This window comes from Nonomuraea helvata (genome assembly GCF_039535785.1).
Taxonomy (GTDB): domain Bacteria; phylum Actinomycetota; class Actinomycetes; order Streptosporangiales; family Streptosporangiaceae; genus Nonomuraea; species Nonomuraea helvata.
The window spans coordinates 1,481,034-1,497,785 of sequence record NZ_BAAAXV010000009.1; the positions used below are offsets into that span (position 1 = coordinate 1,481,034).

Genomic DNA, 16,752 nt, shown 5'->3' on the forward strand with positions numbered 1-16,752 from the left:
CCGCCCTCGATGGATTACTGCTTGACCCCGGCCCAGGACTCCAGCTGGGCCACGAAGCGCTTGGCCGAGTTGGGCCAGTGGTGGTTCGCGCGGGCGGCCGCGTAGCCGCGCGCGCCCTGGGCCCGCCGCTCGCGTACGTCGTCGCGCAGGGTCAGCACCGCCTGGGCGACGGCCTTGGGGTCCTCCCAGGGCACCACGACGCCGCTGTCATAGCGCTCCACCAGCTCGACGGCGCGCGGCGACGGGGTCGTGATGACGGGGATGCCGTGCGCCATGTACTCCACGATCTTCGTGGGCATCGAGTGGCGGTAGTTGGGCTCGTCGTGCAGCAGCGACAGCCCGGCCAGCGCCCCGTCGAGCCGCTTGAGCGCCTCGTCGTTGGGCATGAAGTCGCGCCACTCCAGCACGCCTTCGGTGACGGCCTGGTTGAGCAGGGGACGGCTCTGCGGGTCGGCGTACCCGATCAGCTCCACGGCCACGTGGTACGGCTGCAGCAGCCGCGCCACCTCGATGGCCTCGAACACGCCACGGGCCCTGGACAGCCAGCCGAGGTAGACCACCCGGTCGTCGCCCGGAGGCGTCACGGTGTCGGGCACCCACGTCTCGTTGGGGACGATCAGGTGGGCGTCCTTGAACCGGCCCGCGTACGCGGTCTCGGCCAGCAGCAGGTGCATGCGGCGCTCCGCGGTGCCCTCCAGCATGCGGGCGAAGAAGCGCACGGGAGGCCGTAACGGTGCGGGCAGCCACGGCTTGAGCGAGAGCGTGGCCGGGGTGTCCTCGTGCACGTCCCACACCACGGGCGGCCTGTTGCGCACGCCCCAGACGGCGAACAGCAGCTCGGGGTCGTGGATGAGGACGAGGTCGACCTTGTCGCGCATGCGCTTGAACAGGCGCCGGGCGGCCCACACGGCCGCCATCCGCTTGCGCTGCGCGGCGCGAGGGAGGTCCACGCCGGTTACCCAGGGTCGCGGTACGACGCCGTGCGCGGTGAATGAGGCGGCATACGTGACCTCATGACCGGCATCCACAAGGGCACGAATCTGCCTGTGCAGGATTCGAGCGTCCTCGGGGTTATGCACCACCGTCATGACGAGCACGTGCACTGCGCGCAGCCCTCCGTCGCTACAGCCGCTCGACGCGTTCACCCTCGGTGAGCACACCGCGGGTGTCGAGCACGAGCTTGGCCTTCGCCTCGACCATGTCGAGGTCGAATGCGGCGTGCTGCTGCAGGAGCAGCGTCACGTCCGCGTTGATCACGGCCTCGGCCAGATCCTCCTCACGCGGCACCGGGGTGCCGTCTACCGCCCACTCCTTGACGTACGGGTCCGCGAACGACAGCTCGGCGCCCAGCTCCAGCAGCGCACGCGCCACAGGGAGCGCCGGGGTCTCACGCTCGTCGGCGATGTCCGGTTTGTAGGTGACGCCGAGCATAACGACTCTGGCGCCGTTCACGGCCTTCTTATGCCTGTTGAGCAGACGCTGGACGCGGGCCACCACGTACGACGGCATCCGCTCGTTGATCTCCTGCGCCAGCTCCACGAACCTGAACGGGTAGCCGAGCTTGCGCACCGTGTACGACAGGTACGACGGGTCGACGGGGATGCAGTGCCCGCCGACGCCGGGACCGGGCAGGAACTTCTGGAAGCCGAACGGCTTGGTCGCCGCGGCCTCGATCGACTCCCACAGGTCGATCCCGAGCTCGTCGCAGAAGATCGCCATCTCGTTGACGAGTGCGATGTTGACGTGCCGGTAGGTGTTCTCGAGCAGCTTGGCCATCTCGGCCTCACGGGTGCCGCTGACCGGCACCACCTGCTCGATGAACTGCCCGTAGAACCCCGTGGCGCGGTCGCGGCAGGTCGCCGTGTAGCCGCCCACGACCTTGGGCGTGTTCCGCAGCCCGAACTTGGCGTTGCCCGGGTCGATGCGCTCGGGCGAGAAGGCGAGGTGGAAGTCCTCGCCCGCGACGAGCCCCGAGGTCTCCAGCAGCGGCCTGGCCACCTCGTCGGTGGTGCCGGGCCAGGTGGTCGACTCGAGCACGACGAGCGTGCCCTTGCTCAGGTTGCGGGCGACGGTCCTGGTGGCGCCCTCCACCGCGGACAGGTCCGGGCGGTGGTCCTCGTCCAGCGGGGTCGGCACGCAGATGACGATCGTGTTGCTTCTGGCCAGCACGGTCTCGTCGAGCGTGGCGCTGAACCCGTTGGCCAGCATGTGCTCGAGGTCGGCGTCGGTCAGGTCATCGATGTAGGACTGCCCGGCGTTGAGCGCGTCGACCTTGGCGGGGTCGACGTCCACGCCGACGACCCGCAGGCCGGCGTTGACTGCCTCCTTGGCGAGGGGCATGCCGACGTAGCCGAGGCCGATGACAGCCAAGTCGATTTCTGTCACAGCAGTGCCTTAGAGAGCCGGAAACAACACTTCATGGTCGCAAAGGTTATCTCAAGTCCACCTAGCTCACGCCTAATGCGACCGAACCCGTCGTAAGTGACAGCGAACATGAAGGTCATCATTCGGTAAGAGAGCGGTATAGAGCACGGTAAGTCTCGGCAACGCGCCCCCAAGTTCGCTTCGCCGCCACTTCCTCCCGTCCTGCCTCACCCATCTCGGCACGCCGGGACGGGTCCTCCCGGAGCCCGGCGATGGCCTTGGCGAGCGCGGCCGGGTCGCCCGGCGCCACGAGAAGACCGGCGCCGTCGGAGCCGACGAGCTCGGACAGGGCGGGCAGATCACTGAGCACGACCGGCTTGCCGAGCGCCATCGCCTCGACGGGTTTCAATGGCGTAACAAGTCGGCATACCCGCAGATCCTCGCGCGGGCAGGCGAAGATGTCGATCGCGTCCTGCGCCTGCAGCGCCTCATCGGGGCCGACCCGGCCCGGGAGGACGGCGTCCTCGAGGCCCAGCTCCTCGACCAGCTCCAGGAGGTTGTCGCGCTCGGCGCCGTCACCCACGATGAGCACCCGCACGGGCGTGCGGTCGTCACGCAGCAGCGCGGCGGCCCGCAGCAGGGTGGCGAACCCCTCGTAGGCCACGATGCTGGACACGGAGCCGACGACGATCTCGTTCGGCGCGATGCCGTACGCGTCCCTGAACGACGCCCCGTCGTAGTGCGCGGTCAGCAGCGAGTCGTCCACGGCGTTGGGCGCCAGGTGGATCCGCTCCCGGGGCACCCCACGCTCGACGATCTCCGTGGCCATGGTCTCGGCCAGCGTGACCACGGCGTCGGCCTCGCGCATGAGGAACGCCTCGCGCTCGCGCTGGAGCACGTGCCGCTCGCTGCCCACGCGGATCGGGTCGCGGGAGGCCCAGGTCTCCTCCAGGAAGCCGCGTACCTCGTAGACGAACGGCGTGCCCGTCCTGTCGCGCACGGCGTGCGCCACGGAGCCGTTGCGGTGGTCGGTGGCGGCGTGCAGGACCTGCGGCTTGAGCTGTTCGACGAGCTTGGTGACGGCGTCGGCACCCTTGACCATGCGCCCGCGCATCTCGAACGGCATCTCGCCGTGCCCGTCCGGCAGCAGCCGGTAGTAGGGGATGCCGTCGATCTCCTCGAACGGCGACGCGTCGGCGTGCCCCTGGAACATCGGCCAGCCCCAGCTCGAGGCCACGTGCGGGTCGAGCCCGGCGGCCTGCTGCGAGGTGACGATGCGGTGGGTGCGGACGGTGTACCCGGCCTGCGTGTACGGCAGCGCGTTCGTGACCAGGTGCAGCACCCGCCCCTTGACGCGCTCCGTGATGGCCACCTTGGGCCCGGGCGGGATGGGGTCGGGGCTGATCGCGGCCAGCTCACCCCGGTAGTAGGCCGCCCTGCGTTTGACGAACGGGTACTTGGTGTGGGCTTCGAGCACCGCGGCGGCCTCGCTCACCCGGCCGGCGTTCCACAGCTCCTTGGCCTCGTTCCACGGGCCCTTGACCACCCGCATGCCGAACTTGCGCACCGCGCGCCGGGCCCGCCGCGCGGCCGGCCAGGCCACGCTGCCCACGACGGGGCGCAGCCGGGGCGGAAGCGCGTCGGCCGCGGCCTGTGCCACACGGACCGGGTCGGATTTGACCTTCGTCACGACGACGCGGGAGACGATGATCGGGTGCTGAACGAAGCCTTTGAGAAGTCCACCGACGCCGGCACGGGCGGACTTCGCGGAAACCTTTGAGGAGTCTTGACGACTGGCGTCGGATGCCACGCCGTGACCGTACCATAGGCAACGTTTTTCCCCTTCCGCTATGAAAGGCGAGGTCAATGAGGGAGAACCCCCTGGTCCTGCACGTATTGGGTGCTCGTCCCAATTTCGTGAAAGCGGCTCCGGTGGTGCGGGCACTCGGTGAACTCGGCGTGCGGCAGGGCATCATCCACACTGGTCAGCACTATGACGCGTTGATGTCGGACGTCTTCTTCGCCGATCTCGGTCTGCCCGAGCCCGTGGCGAACCTGGGGGTCGGCTCGGGCACGCACGCCAAGCAGACCGCGGCGCTGCTCGTCGGCCTGGAGGAGGTCGTCCAGGAGCAGGACCCCGACCTGGTCGTGGTCTACGGCGACGTGAACTCGACGCTGGCCGCGATCCTGGTCTGCGCCAAGCTGGGCGTCAGGACCGCGCACGTGGAGGCCGGGCTGCGCTCGTTCGACCGGGGCATGCCGGAGGAGGTCAACCGGGTCGTCACCGACGCGCTGGCCGACCTGCTCTTCGCCACCTCGCCCGAGGCGCTGTCCTACCTGGCCAACGAGGGCGTGCCCGCGTCCAAGGTGCACCTGGTGGGCAACCCCATGATCGACAGCCTGTACGCGGCGCTGCCGTCGCTGGACCCGGCCCCCGTGGTCGAGCGGCTGGGCATACCGGCCCGTTACGCCGTCGCGACCCTGCACAGGCCCGCGAACGTGGACACTCCGGAGGCCGCCAAGGAGCTGGTCGACGCCGTGCTGGAGGTCTCGCGGCAGATCCCGGTCGTGGTGCCGATCCACCCGCGCGGCAAGGCGCGCCTGGCCGCCGCGGGTCTGGTCGACAGCGAGACGATCAAGGTGGTCGACCCGCTGGGCTATGTGGACTTTCTCTCACTCGTACGCGGCGCCGCGCTGGTCGTCACGGACTCCGGCGGCGTCCAGGAGGAGACGACCGTGCTGGGCGTCCCCTGCCTGACCCTGCGCCCCAACACCGAGCGGCCGATCACGATCACGCACGGCACGAACCGGCTGGTCACGCCCGCTCTCCTGCCTGCCGCCGCGGAGAAGGCGCTGGCGGACGGCGCCGCCACGCCGGCCGGCGAGCTGCCGGTGCTCTGGGACGGCCAGGCCGGCCCGCGGATCGCGAAGGTGATCTCCGCCTGGCTGAAGGGCGACAACCTCGCCCCTGCGTCTCAGGCCAAACGCCCCGAATAGCGGCCTTGTCCGCCGTAATATGACAAACCTCCGCTAAGCGATAGGCGTATCACCATGGCCGAAACCCCCGAAGAGCCCACGTACCAGCGGCTCGGCCCCGTCAACTGGCTGCCCGAGGAGCGCAAGCTCGTCGAGCGGTTCGAGGCCGAGGTCAGGGAGCTCCGGAGGCGGCTGGAGATCGCCGAGGCGAAGGCCGCGTACGCGACCTGGAAGCTGGAGGCCACGCAGGCGAAGCGGACGTTCAAGCTCGGCGAGGCCCTGGGCTCGAAGAGCCCGGGGAAGATCGTCCAGGCGGTCCGGTCGAAGGAGAAGGCGCCCAAGCCGCCCACCCCGGTCACCGAGGCGATCGAGACGGCCAACCATCGGCCGCCGCTGGTCGAGGTGCCGGCGGTGAAGTGGCCGAAGGGGCCGGTCAACAGGCCGGACCTGAAGGTCGCGGTGATCCTGGACGACTTCTCCAGGATGGCCTTCAAGTACGAGTGGGACCAGATCGAGTTCGGGCTCAAGGACTGGCCGGAGATCTTCGCCGAGAAGCGGCCCGACCTGCTGTTCTGCGAGTCGGCCTGGCACGGGAACCAGGGGCGCTGGCGCTACCAGATGACCGGCACCAACGCGCCCAAGGAGCCGCTGCGCGACCTGGTGGCCTGGTGCAGGCAGGAGGGCATCCCGACGGTCTTCTGGAACAAGGAGGACCCGCCGAACTTCGACTTCTTCATCGACACGGCCAAGCTGTTCGACTACGTGTTCACCTGCGACGGTGACATGCTGCCGAAATATCGGGAAATTTTGGGACACGATCGGGTTGATGTGCTGCAGTTCGCGGCCCAGCCCCGCGTGCACAACCCGATCCAGCAGCGGCAGGGCCGCCTGCACGACGTGGTCTTCGCCGGGATGTACTTCCGCGACAAGCATCCCGAGCGGCGCGAGCAGATGGAGACCGTGCTCGACCCCGTCAGGGAGCTCGGCCTGCACATCTTCGCGCGCAACGGCGAGGTGGACGAGAAGTACGCCTGGCCGGAGAAGTACCGGCCGCACATCGTGGGCGAGCTCCCGTACGACCAGATGCTGGCCGCGTACCGGATGTACAAGGTCTTCCTCAACGTCAACTCGGTGCTCGACTCGCCGACCATGTGCGCCCGCCGGGTCTTCGAGCTGTCCGCCTGCGCCACGCCGGTCGTGTCGGGGTGGTCGCGGGCCGTCGAGGAGACCTTCGGCGACCTCATCCCCATCGCGCGGGAGCCGGTCGAGTCGTACAACCAGGTGCTGCACCTGATCAACAGCCCCGAGCTGCGGGCCAGGATGGGTCACCTGGCGATGCGCGAGGTCTTCGACAAGCACCTGTTCTCGCACCGGGTGGACCAGATCCTGCAGAACCTCGGGCAGCGCGCGACGCCCCGGTCGCGCTCGATCTCGGTCGTCCTGCCCACCAACCGCGCCTCCCAGATCGAGCACGCCATCTCCTCGGTGGCCCGCCAGATCCACCGGCCGCTCCAGCTCGTCATGGTGCTGCACGGGTTGGACATCGACCCGGTGGTGGTCGCGGACAAGGCCCGCATGGCGGGGATCACCGACGTCGTGGTCCTGCCCGCCGACGCGTCGCAGTCGCTCGGCGCGTGCATGAACATGGGCATCGCCGCCGCCGAGGGCGACCTGATCGCGAAGATGGACGACGACAACCTGTACGGCGACCATTACCTGTCGGACCTGGTGCGCGCGTTCGACTACTCGGACGCGGAGCTGGTCGGCAAGGGGGCGCACTACGCGTACTTCGAGGGCCGCAACACCACGATGCTGCGGCTGCCCGGGCTGGAGCACCGCTACTCGTTCCTGGTCCAGGGCGGCACGTTCCTCGGCAAGGCCGACATGTTCCGCTCGTACGGCTTCGCCGACATCACCCGCGGCGAGGACACCCATCTGGTACGGCGGCTGAAGGAGGACTCCGTCAAGATCTACTCGGCGGACCGGTTCAACTTCGTCTACTGGCGCAGTGCGGACACGTCGATGCACACCTGGCAGGCGGACCACATCAAGCTGACCCGCAACGCGCAGTTCTCCTTCGTCGGCCGCCCCGACGACCACGTCCTCATCTGACGGCCCCGCCCCGTCCGGTGGCCCTTCGCGAAACGCGCAGTGCCCCTCAAGGACCGCCACCGACGTGCGGCCGGGGTCAGTGGGTGACCTGTGCGAGGTTCTGGTCGGCGAGGCGGGCCAGCTCGAACAGCCCCTGCGGCTTCACCCGCTGCCCGACCACGAGCATGCTCATGATCAACGTCCCCCGCCTGATCATGACGGACCCGATCTGCGCGTTCTTCTTGCCGCCCGCCGCCGTGGTGAGGTAGGCCCGCGACTGGTCGCCCCTGGCCGGCATGGCCAGCGTGCGGGTCCTGTAGGCCACTTTCGTGCCCTCGACCTCGGCCGTGTACGAGGCGCACTGCGTCGGCAGCGGCGCGGGGAAGGCCGCGGACGGCAGCGACACGACGGCCTGCGTGATGGAGCCGCGGTCGGCGGCGAAGGAGATCACCGCCGCGGGTGCCTGGGCGACGTCGGGCTTGGCGGCGTCGAGCTGCGCCGCCCCCGCGCACTCGGGCCGCTGCAGCTTCGCCTGGCGCATCGCCTGCAGGCCCAGTTGGGTGGCCTTGAGCGAGCCGAACGCGCCCAGCTCGGGACCGTACGCGACGTGCATGCCCTTGGGCACCGGCAGCAGGGCGTCGCGGAGCCTGGCCGTGTCGGCGGACGCCTGCGGGCCGGGCAGCTGCGCCCCCGTCGGGACGGCCGACGGGGTCGTGTCGCCGCCGGAACATCCGGCAATTGCCACCATACTCAGGAATATGCCGGAAATGGCCTTCAGCATGGGCTCTCCAAATCGCTCTAACGGCATTTCCAAAAACGCTAGAGGAAGTGAAGAGTAAGGAAACGGGTAACGTCGCTATTCGCGGGATTCAGTGGTTTTACGAACGATTTCCGGTTCCGCGCCGTTTGGCGTCCCGCTCGGCGTGCCGCCGTTGAGCAGGGCCCTGGCCAGGCCCAACCCGGTGCCGCCGAGCGTGAGCGCCTTGGCGAGCATTTCCTCGACGCCCTGCGCGCCGTTCAGCACCACCATGTGATCGACGTTTCCGAACGCCTTCGAGCCCGCCTCGACGATTTCCGGCCAGCGCTCGGCGAGTTGCTGCGCGACGACCGCCTCCTGGTTGCTCGCCAGCGCCTCCGCGCGGGCCTTGATGGCCTCCGCCTGCGCCAGTCCCTTGGCCCTGGCCGCGTCCGCCTCGGCCATGCCGCGCAGCCTGGTCGCCTCAGACTCCGCCTCGCCGCGCAGCCTGATGCTCTCGGCCTCGGCCTGCGCCTGGGCCACCGCCGCGCGCCGCGCCGCCTCCGCCAGCGTGACCTGCTCGTACGCCTTGGCGTCCGCGGGCCTGCGCACCTCGCCCTCCAGCCGCTTCTCCGCGAGCACGGCCTCCCGCTCGGCGGCGGTCGTCTGCTGGACCACGACCTCCTGCCGGGCGGTGGCCTCGGCCAGCGGGCCCGCCTGCTTGGCCGCGGCCGCCGCCCGATCGACCTCGGCCTGGTACCCGGCCTGCTGGATGCGGGCCTCGCGGATCGCGGCGGCCTTCTTGATGGCGGCCTGCTGCTCGGCGGCGTTGGCCTCCTGGTCGCTGTGCGCCTCGGCGATCCTGGCCTGCGAGGCCACGGCGGCCGCGTGCGGGCGGCCGAGGTTGGTGATGTAGCCGGTGGCGTCCTCGATCTCCTGGATCTGCAGGGAGTCCACGTTCAGGCCGAGCTTGCTCATCTCGTCGGCCGACGACGTGCGGATCTCGTTGGTGAGCGCGTCGCGGTTGACGATCAGGTCCTCGACCGTGAGGTTGCCGATGATCGAGCGCAGGTGGCCGGAGAAGAGCTGGTGCGTCTTCTCGTCCACGGTCTTCTGCTGGTCGAGGAAGCGGCGGGCGGCGTTGGCGATGGAGACGAAGTCGTCGCCCACCTTGTAGATCACCACACCCCGTACGTGCACCGGGATGCCCTGCTTGGTCACGCAGTGGACCTCCAGCTGCGAGACGCGGCTGTCCAGCGACATGCGGCGCGCGGTCTGGAACCCCGGGACGACGAGCGCGCCCTTGCCCGTGACGATCTTGAAGCCGAGCGTCTCCCTGCCCCGCGCGCCGAGGCCCGAGATGAGGATCGCCTCGTTGGGTTCCGCGACCCGCCAGACCAGCTTGAACGCCACGACGCAGACGAGGGCGATTGCGGCGATGACGCCTGCGAGCACTAAGTCCATGACCTACTCCGAGGGAAGACGTGGTCGTATCCGTTGCCGACCAGACTTCCCGGCTCGCCCCGATCTGACGGTACTCCCGCTCAGGGCGCTTTGCCAGAGATCTCCGGCTCGGACCCGTTGGAGGTGGCGCCGTTCGGAGTGCCGCCGTTGAGCAGCGCCCTGGCCAGGCCCATGCCGGCGCCACCGAGCGTGAGGGCCTTGGCCAGCAGCTCCTCGACGCCCTGGGCGCCGTTCAGCACCACCATGTGGTCCACGTTCCCGAACGCCTTCGCGCCCGCCTCCACGACCTCCGGCCAGCGCTCGGCGAGCTGCTGGGCGATGACCGCCTCCTGGTTCTCCTTCAGCGCCTGGGCGCGCGCCCTGATCGCCTGGGCCTCCGCCAGGCCCTTGGCCTGCGACGCCTCCGCCTCGGCCAGGCCCAGCGCCTTGGCCGCCTCCGCCTGGGCCAGACCGCGGGCCTGCGCGGCCTGGGCCTCCGCCTCACCGGCGATCTTCGTGGCGGCTCCCGCGGCCTCTCCGCGCAGCCGTACCGACTCGGCGTCGGCCGCGGCGGCCAGCTTGACCTGGGAGGCCTGCGCGGCGGCGCGCAGCTCGGTCTCCTTCGCCTCGGCCTCCGCCTGCGCGATGCGGGCGTCCCGCTCGGCCTGGGAGAGCGTGACGGTCTCGTACGCCTTGGCGTCGGCGGGCTTGCGCACCTGAGACTGGAGCCGCTGCTCGGCGAGCTTGGCCTCCAGTTCGGCGGCCTTGGTCTCCTGGACGACCACCTCCTGGCGGGCGGTCGCCTCCGACAGCGGCCCCGCCTGGCGGGCGGTGGCCATGGCCCGGTCGATCTCGGCCTGGTAGGCGGCCTCCTTGATGCGGGAGTCCCGGCGGGCGGCGGCCATGTTCGCGGCGGCGATCTGCTCGGCCTCGGTGGCCTCCTGGTCGCGCTGTGCCTGGGCGATGCGGGCGGTGGCGGCGACCTTGGCGGCGTGCGGCTTGCCGAGGTTGTCGATGTAGCCGGTCTCGTCGTCGATCTCCTGGATCTGCAGCGAGTCCACGATCAGGCCGAGCTTGCTCATCTCGTCGGCGGCCGACGCCCTGGTCTCGCTGGTCAGGCGCTCGCGGTTGAGTATGAGGTCCTCGATGGTGAGGTTGCCGATGATCGAGCGCAGGTGGCCGGTGAACAGCTCGTGGATCGCGCTGGTCATGAAGTCCTGCTGGTCGAGGAAGCGGCGGGCGGCGTTGGCGATGGAGGACAGGTCGTCGCCGACCTTGTAGATCACCACACCGCGGATGTGCACGGGGATGCCCTGCTGGGTGACGCACGAGACCTGGAGGTTGGCGGCCCTGGTGTCCAGCCGCAGGCGCCTGGCCGCCTGGAACCCCGGCAGCACCGCCGCGCCCTTGCCAGTAATGATCTTGAAGCCCAGGCTGTCCACACCCTCGCCCCGGCGGCGGGCGCCCAGCCCGGAGATGATCAGGGCCTCGTTGGGCTCCGCGACCCGCCACACGGCCTTGAACAGCAGGATGATGACGACGGCCGCGACGGCGACGCCGCCGGCGGCGATGTAGAGCTCGGGGGACATCGGAGGGCCTCCCTCAGACGAGTGCTCTGGCCACGTAGACCGTGCGCGGGGGGAAGTACTCGACGACGACCACGATGGACCCGAGGCCGAACTCCTCGTCAGGCACGCTGGGGTGGGCGTAGAACGCCTCCACCCCGCCCCTGACCGGGATCATGACCTCGCCGACAAGCCCTGGGCCGATCCTCCCCGTGACCCTGCCCTGCTTGCCGACCACTGGACTCCCCCCGCTCGCGATATTCCGGACGCTACTCCAAACGGGCATTCGCGGTAATAGCCCGCGCAAAATGTTTCCTGGAGCGCTGCGCGTCGCTCACCCGGCTTTTCGCGGGTCTGCTGATGATCGCGCCATGAGCTCCACCCCGCGAGACCTCGTGATGAACCATCCCATTTCCCGCCGCGACTTCTTCGACGGGATGGCCCTGGGGCTCGTGGCGACCGAGAGCCCTCGCGGGACCGCGTACCCACCCGGGCCGTTCACCGTGCGCGCCGGTGCGGCCGGGGCGCTCAGCGTGCCGCACGCACTGCGGGACGGGCGTTTCTGGCAGCACGCGGGCCCGCCGGAGCCGACCGGCGAGAGCTACGACCTGGCCGTGGTCGGCGGCGGCGCGAGCGGGGCGAGCGCGGCGCGCGAATGGCTGCGGCGGCGTCCGCACGACAGCGTCCTCGTCCTCGACAACCACGACGGGATCTCGCTCTCCCGCCCGGCCCGCTTCGGGCCGCAGGAGGACGGCGTGATGTGCGACCGGGAGACCTTCGGATCCGACACGCTGGTCAGGCTCACCCCCGGCTGGATCGCCCGGCTGCCGCTCGCCGAACGGGCCCGGCAGGACCTGCTCATGCTCCAGCGTGATCCGCCCGACTGGTTCCCCGGCCTCTCGGCGGAGGAGAAACACGAGCGGCTGGCCGGACTGACCTATTCGCGGTTCCTCTTGGAGGTCTGCGGGGCGCACCCCGACGTGGAGCGGCTCTGCCGGACCATGTCGTGCCGGGCGTGGGGGTACGACACCCGGGCGTTCGGGGCGATCGATGCCTGGGGCACCGGCTTTCCCGGGTTCGGCGGGCTGGGGCTCGACCGGGACAAGCCGTCGCGCTTCAACTCACCCACCGTGAAGGAGGGTCCGGCCGAGGCCGTCCCCCTGCCGCTGGACGGCCGCGTGCAGCTCCGCCCGTCCAGCCCGGTCGTGTCCGTACGCGACGGCGCCTCCTCGGCGACCGTGGGCTACTTCGACGGCCACCGGGTCATGACCGTCGAGGCCCGGGCGGTGATCCTGGCCTGCTGGAGCGCGGTCGTCCCGTACCTCGTGCCCGACTTGCCCCGTGACCAGCGGCGGGCGCTGAGCCTGGCCGTCAGGGTGCCGCTGCTGCACGCCACGGTACGCGTGCGCGACCCCGGGGCCTGGCGGCGGGTCGGCGTCCGCCGGGTCCGCTGGACCGGTGCGTACTGGTGTCTGTCCGAGCTGGAGCCGCCGTCCGAGGTGCACCTGCTGGCCACGCCCTGCCACTCGGAGCTGGGGCCCGACCGGGGGTCGGTGGCGGGCAGGCAGGAGCTGTTCAGGACTCCGTTCAGCCGTCTGGAGCAGACCGTACGCGACCAGCTCGGCCGGCTGCTGGGCCCCGGCGGCTTCGACCCGGCCAGGGACATCGAGGCGATCACGGTCGACCGCTGGGGACACGGGAGGGCGCCCGAGTACTGCCGGCCCTGGCACGCGTTCTATCCGGACGGGCCGTTCCCGGCGGACGCGGCGCGCAGGCGGTTCGGGCGGATCGCCATCGCGGGCTCCGACTCGGAGCCCGGACCGGGCGGCGCCGTCACGGCTGCCGTGCGCGCCGTGGAGGAGCTGGCCGGGTGAGGCCGTGAGAGCGCGATCTCGCTGGTAGCGCCACTTGTGCTATGGCGTGGATCGTCCGGACTGCGCGATCTTGTCCCAATAATCACGGTAATGAACGCGTTCCTCCCACTGCGCCGGAACCATAAACGATGCTAGTCTCCTATGCGATCTTCCGGAGGTGTATTTACACAAGGTGTGGAAATGCCCCGGACTTGAGGTTGGGACATGAGCTCGCGAAACCGGTCTATTCGGTTCAAGATCTTCTTATTGCTGCTGCTACCGCTCCTGTCTCTGAGCGCGCTCTGGGGTTTCGTCCTCAACCTCACCATGGGCGACGCCCAGTCACTGCTCCGCGCCAACACCCTCTACCGGACGATCGGCCTCACCTCCACCGACCTGGGACTACAGCTGCAGGCCGAGCGCGTGCGCTCCGCCGAGACGCTCACTACGCGTAAGCTCACCACGGCCCTCGGCGCTCAGCGCGCCCACACCGACAGGTCCGTCACCGACTTCAAGCTGGCGGTCATGGAGGCCGGCAGCGCGGTCAGCGACGAGCTGCGCCAGCCCATCGACTCCCTTGACTCCGCCCTCGACCGGCTCGGACCGATCAGGGCCGACATCGACGGCGGCCTCGGCTCCCGCCTCGCCGGCCTCGACGAGTACAACCGCATCCTCGATGCGATCTTCACCCTCTACGACCACCTCGTCTCCGTCTCCGACCTGGCGATCTTCCAGCAGGCCTCCTCGCTGCAGGCCATGGGCATGGCCAGCGAGTACATCGCCAGAGAGCGCGCGCTCATCGTCGGCGCGACGGCCGACCACCGGCTCACCCAGCCGGAGGTGACCGCCTTCACCGAGTACGCGGCCTCCAGGAAGTTCCTGCACGCGCGCGGCCTCGCCGGGCTCGACGTGCAGCTGCGCAAGCCGTACGAGGAGGTCTTCGCCACCGAGCCGTTCCTCACCTTCGCCACCATGGAGGCGCGGATCACGAGGACCGGCGCCCCGCCGATGAGCTCCGACGGCTGGAACCAGACGATCGACAGGCTCACGACCCGGCTCGACCGGCTCAGCTCCTCCTCGGCGGACATCCTGGCCGCACGCGCGTCCGCCGCCGCCACCGGCACCATCGTCGAGATCTCCATCGCGGGCGGCCTCGGCTTGATCGCGGTGCTCGCGTCGATCATCATCTCTGTACGGTTCGGTCGTCGCCTGGCCGGAGAGCTGGCCGGGCTCCGTTCCGCCGCCGTCGAGCTGTCGCAGGCACGCCTGCCCGACATCGTGGAGCGGCTGCGCCGGGGCGAGGACGTCGACGTGAAGAAGGAGGCCAAGGCGATCAAGGTGAGCGGTTCCGCTGAGATCACCGACGTGGCCAGGGCCTTCGGCTCCGTGCAGCGCACCGCCGTGACGGCGGCGGTCGGCCAGGCCGCCCTGCGCCACGGGGTCGGCCAGGTCTTCCTCAATCTCGCCCGGCGCAAGCAGGGCCTGCTGCACCGCCAGCTCGCGCTGCTGGACGGCATGCAGCGGCGTACGCACGACCCTGACCGGCTGGAGGAGCTCTTCCGGCTCGACCACCTGACCACCCGCATGCGCCGGCACGCCGAGAGCCTGATGATCCTCTCCGGGGCCGCGCCAGGGCGGGCGTGGCGCAAGCCGGTGCCCATGATCGACATCGTCCGGGCCTCCGTCGCGGAGGTCGAGGACTACACCAGGGTGAACGTCGACGACATCCCGGCCGGCGCGGTCGACGGCACGGCCGCGGCCGACATCACCCACCTGCTGGCCGAGCTCGTCGAGAACGCCACCATCTACTCGCCGCCCGACACCACGGTCCAGGTGCGCGGCGACCTGGTGAGCAACGGGTTCGTCATCGAGATCGAGGACAGAGGGCTGGGGCTGTCGACCGGCGAGTACGCCGCGTTCAACGCGCTGCTCGCCGCGCCGCCGGAGTTCGACCTGGCCGACAGCGACCGGCTCGGCCTGTTCGTGGTGGCCGCGCTGTCGGAGCGGCACGGGATCAAGGTGCTGCTGCGGCGTTCGCCCTTCGGCGGCACCGCGGCCGTCGTGCTCGTGCCGCGTTCGATGGTGACCGAGCAGGCGGCGCTGGGCGCGGGTGACGGCAAGGCCGACCTGCCGAGCCGTACGCGCAGGAAGGCGCTCGCCGTGGTGACCTCGGGCACCCACGCGGGGCTGCCCAGGCGGGTGCGCCAGGCCAACCTGGCGCCTCAGCTCAAGGAGCAGCCCGGCGAGCCGGAGTCGCTTGGGCAGGAGCGGCCCGCCGAGCAGGAGCCGCGGCCCGAACGCTCTCCCGACGAGGTCAGGGACTTGTTCTCCGCCTTCCAGCGAGGAACCCAACGCGCCCGAGAAGAAGCCTCTGAGGAGGGGCCATGAGTAAGGGGGATACATGACTGCGCCGAGCACCAATACCGGTGAACTGAACTGGCTGCTGGACGACCTGACCACCCGGGTCGCCGCCGTGCGCCAGGCTGTCCTCTTGTCGACCGACGGTCTGGCTGTGGGTTACTCCCAGGGATTGTCCCGCGAGGACGCCGAGCATCTGTCGGCTGTGGCGGCCGGGTTCCAGAGCCTGGCCCGTGGCACCGGACGCCATTTCGGCGGCGGCGACGTGCGCCAGACCATTGTGGAGATGGAGACGGCGTTCCTGTTCGTCACCGCTGCGGGACAGGGCACGTGTCTGGCCGTGATCGCCGATGCGAACGTGGACGTCGGCCACATCGCCTACGAGATGGCGATGCTGGTCAAGCGGGTAGGCCAGCACATCACCACCAATCCGCGCGCTGGAGCGTCATGAGCCATGGCCCGCAGTGGTTCGATGAGGAGGCGGGGCCCGTCGTCCGGCCCTATGCTCTCATCCGGGGTCGCACGCGCTCTTCAGGAGACGCGTTCGACCTCGTGGCATCCGTGCGCGCCATCGGCGACCCGCCCGGCGAGCTCGGTCCTGAGCAACAACTGATCCTGCGGGCAGCCCGTAACCCGATCTCGGTGGCCGACCTGGCCGTCGAGCTCGACCTGCCCGTCGGTGTCGTCCGGGTCCTGCTGGGCGACCTGCGTGACCACGGCCTCATCTCGGTGACGTCGCCCTCCGCCGGAGGGTCGCGGTCGAATGAGCGCATTCTCAAGGAAGTGATCAATGGACTCCGTGCTCTCTGAGGACCCCGTCGCGCTGAAGATTCTCATCGCGGGAGGGTTCGGCGTCGGCAAGACCACCCTGGTCGGGTCGATCAGCGAGATCAAGCCGCTGCGCACGGAGGAGGTGCTCTCCGACCGCGGTATCGGGGTCGACGACCTCGATGGCGTGGAGGCCAAGAACACCACGACCGTGGCGATGGACTTCGGTCGCATCACCATCCGCGACGGGCTGGTCGTGTACCTGTTCGGCACGCCCGGCCAGGAGCGGTTCTGGTTCATGTGGGACGAGCTGTCCCACGGCGCGCTGGGCGCGGTCGTGATCGCGGACACGCGGCGGCTGACCGACTGCTTCCCGTCCCTCGACTACTTCGAGCAGCGCGGCACGCCGTTCGTGGTCGCGGTCAACTGCTTCGACGGGGCCGCCAGCCACAGCGTGGAGGACGTGCGCGTCGCGCTGGACCTGGACGACGACGTGCCGATCATGCTGTGCGACGTTCGGCGGCGCGCCTCCGCCAAGGAAGTCATGATCACCCTGGTCGAGCACTCCCTGCGCACGCTGACCTCGGCGAACTAGCGG

General features: G+C 69.9%; 14 protein-coding genes. 7 read left to right on the forward strand and 7 right to left on the reverse strand.

The window, feature by feature from the left end; translation table 11 throughout:
- Nucleotides 1-14: 14 nt before the first annotated feature.
- The 3 genes from ABD830_RS39870 to ABD830_RS39880 all read right to left on the reverse strand — a co-directional run bounded on the left by ABD830_RS39870 (nucleotide 15) and on the right by ABD830_RS39880 (nucleotide 4,054).
- Complete coding sequence (locus tag ABD830_RS39870) at nucleotides 15-1,103, reverse strand: glycosyltransferase (RefSeq protein ID WP_344999156.1); 1,089 nt, start codon at nucleotides 1,101-1,103, stop codon at nucleotides 15-17.
- A 19-nt stretch (nucleotides 1,104-1,122) separates the two neighbouring features.
- A complete protein-coding gene (locus ABD830_RS39875; protein WP_344999158.1) occupies nucleotides 1,123-2,385 on the reverse strand; it encodes a nucleotide sugar dehydrogenase in 1,263 nt (420 codons plus the stop codon).
- Between the two features lie 118 nt (nucleotides 2,386-2,503).
- Nucleotides 2,504-4,054 (reverse strand): glycosyltransferase family 4 protein, encoded by a 1,551-nt coding sequence (locus ABD830_RS39880; protein ID WP_344999160.1) that lies wholly within the window; start codon nucleotides 4,052-4,054, stop codon nucleotides 2,504-2,506.
- 176 nt (nucleotides 4,055-4,230) lie between these two features.
- Here ABD830_RS39880 and wecB point away from each other — a divergent pair, with 176 nt between their 5' ends.
- Together wecB and ABD830_RS39890 are read left to right on the forward strand one after the other, a co-directional pair.
- Nucleotides 4,231-5,361: a non-hydrolyzing UDP-N-acetylglucosamine 2-epimerase gene (gene wecB, locus ABD830_RS39885; protein ID WP_344999162.1), complete on the forward strand. Its 1,131-nt coding sequence runs from the start codon at nucleotides 4,231-4,233 to the stop codon at nucleotides 5,359-5,361.
- Between the two features lie 54 nt (nucleotides 5,362-5,415).
- Nucleotides 5,416-7,452 (forward strand): glycosyltransferase family protein, encoded by a 2,037-nt coding sequence (locus tag ABD830_RS39890; RefSeq protein WP_344999164.1) that lies wholly within the window; start codon nucleotides 5,416-5,418, stop codon nucleotides 7,450-7,452.
- Between the two features lie 76 nt (nucleotides 7,453-7,528).
- Here the strand turns inward: ABD830_RS39890 and ABD830_RS39895 are convergent, their stop codons facing one another.
- From ABD830_RS39895 to ABD830_RS39910, 4 genes are all read right to left on the reverse strand, one after another.
- Nucleotides 7,529-8,179 (reverse strand): hypothetical protein, encoded by a 651-nt coding sequence (locus ABD830_RS39895; protein ID WP_344999166.1) that lies wholly within the window; start codon nucleotides 8,177-8,179, stop codon nucleotides 7,529-7,531.
- Between the two features lie 108 nt (nucleotides 8,180-8,287).
- On the reverse strand, nucleotides 8,288-9,631 hold the full coding sequence (locus ABD830_RS39900) for a flotillin family protein (RefSeq protein WP_344999168.1): 1,344 nt from the start codon (nucleotides 9,629-9,631) through the stop codon (nucleotides 8,288-8,290).
- An 80-nt stretch (nucleotides 9,632-9,711) separates the two neighbouring features.
- Nucleotides 9,712-11,199, reverse strand: a complete 1,488-nt coding sequence (locus ABD830_RS39905) for an SPFH domain-containing protein (RefSeq protein WP_344999170.1) — start codon at nucleotides 11,197-11,199, stop codon at nucleotides 9,712-9,714.
- Nucleotides 11,200-11,212: 13 nt separating this feature from the next.
- On the reverse strand, nucleotides 11,213-11,413 hold the full coding sequence (locus tag ABD830_RS39910) for a hypothetical protein (protein WP_344999172.1): 201 nt from the start codon (nucleotides 11,411-11,413) through the stop codon (nucleotides 11,213-11,215).
- A 133-nt stretch (nucleotides 11,414-11,546) separates the two neighbouring features.
- On the opposite strand from ABD830_RS39910, the gene ABD830_RS39915 reads away from it, so the two are divergent.
- The 5 genes from ABD830_RS39915 (at nucleotide 11,547) to ABD830_RS39935 (ending at nucleotide 16,749) form a co-directional block, all read left to right on the forward strand.
- Nucleotides 11,547-13,049, forward strand: a complete 1,503-nt coding sequence (locus ABD830_RS39915; protein ID WP_344999174.1) for an NAD(P)-binding protein — start codon at nucleotides 11,547-11,549, stop codon at nucleotides 13,047-13,049.
- A gap of 246 nt (nucleotides 13,050-13,295) precedes the next feature.
- Complete coding sequence (locus ABD830_RS39920; RefSeq protein WP_344999176.1) at nucleotides 13,296-15,416, forward strand: sensor histidine kinase; 2,121 nt, start codon at nucleotides 13,296-13,298, stop codon at nucleotides 15,414-15,416.
- A 13-nt stretch (nucleotides 15,417-15,429) separates the two neighbouring features.
- Entirely contained in the window at nucleotides 15,430-15,837 is a 408-nt protein-coding gene (locus tag ABD830_RS39925) for a roadblock/LC7 domain-containing protein (protein WP_344999178.1), read from the forward strand.
- Nucleotides 15,834-16,196, forward strand: coding sequence for a DUF742 domain-containing protein (locus ABD830_RS39930; protein ID WP_344999180.1), 363 nt, complete (start codon nucleotides 15,834-15,836; stop codon nucleotides 16,194-16,196). Before ABD830_RS39925 ends, ABD830_RS39930 begins: the two co-directional genes overlap by 4 nt.
- Entirely contained in the window at nucleotides 16,177-16,749 is a 573-nt protein-coding gene (locus tag ABD830_RS39935; RefSeq protein ID WP_344999182.1) for a GTP-binding protein, read from the forward strand. The genes ABD830_RS39930 and ABD830_RS39935 overlap by 20 nt, the downstream gene beginning before the upstream one ends.
- The last annotated feature ends 3 nt before the right edge of the window (nucleotides 16,750-16,752 follow it).

Bases quoted from the DNA above. Each gene is read 5' to 3' on its own strand.
- ABD830_RS39900 (WP_344999168.1), bottom strand. From the start codon at position 9,631: ATGGACTTAGTGCTCGCAGGCGTCATCGCCGCAATCGCCCTCGTCTGC.
- ABD830_RS39895 (WP_344999166.1), bottom strand. From the start codon at position 8,179: ATGGTGGCAATTGCCGGATGTTCCGGCGGCGACACGACCCCGTCGGCC.
- ABD830_RS39925 (WP_344999178.1), top strand. From the start codon at position 15,430: ATGACTGCGCCGAGCACCAATACCGGTGAACTGAACTGGCTGCTGGAC.
- ABD830_RS39935 (WP_344999182.1), top strand. From the start codon at position 16,177: ATGGACTCCGTGCTCTCTGAGGACCCCGTCGCGCTGAAGATTCTCATC.
- ABD830_RS39890 (WP_344999164.1), top strand. From the start codon at position 5,416: ATGGCCGAAACCCCCGAAGAGCCCACGTACCAGCGGCTCGGCCCCGTC.
- ABD830_RS39905 (WP_344999170.1), bottom strand. From the start codon at position 11,199: ATGTCCCCCGAGCTCTACATCGCCGCCGGCGGCGTCGCCGTCGCGGCC.
- wecB (WP_344999162.1), top strand. From the start codon at position 4,231: ATGAGGGAGAACCCCCTGGTCCTGCACGTATTGGGTGCTCGTCCCAAT.
- ABD830_RS39915 (WP_344999174.1), top strand. From the start codon at position 11,547: ATGAGCTCCACCCCGCGAGACCTCGTGATGAACCATCCCATTTCCCGC.
- ABD830_RS39930 (WP_344999180.1), top strand. From the start codon at position 15,834: ATGAGCCATGGCCCGCAGTGGTTCGATGAGGAGGCGGGGCCCGTCGTC.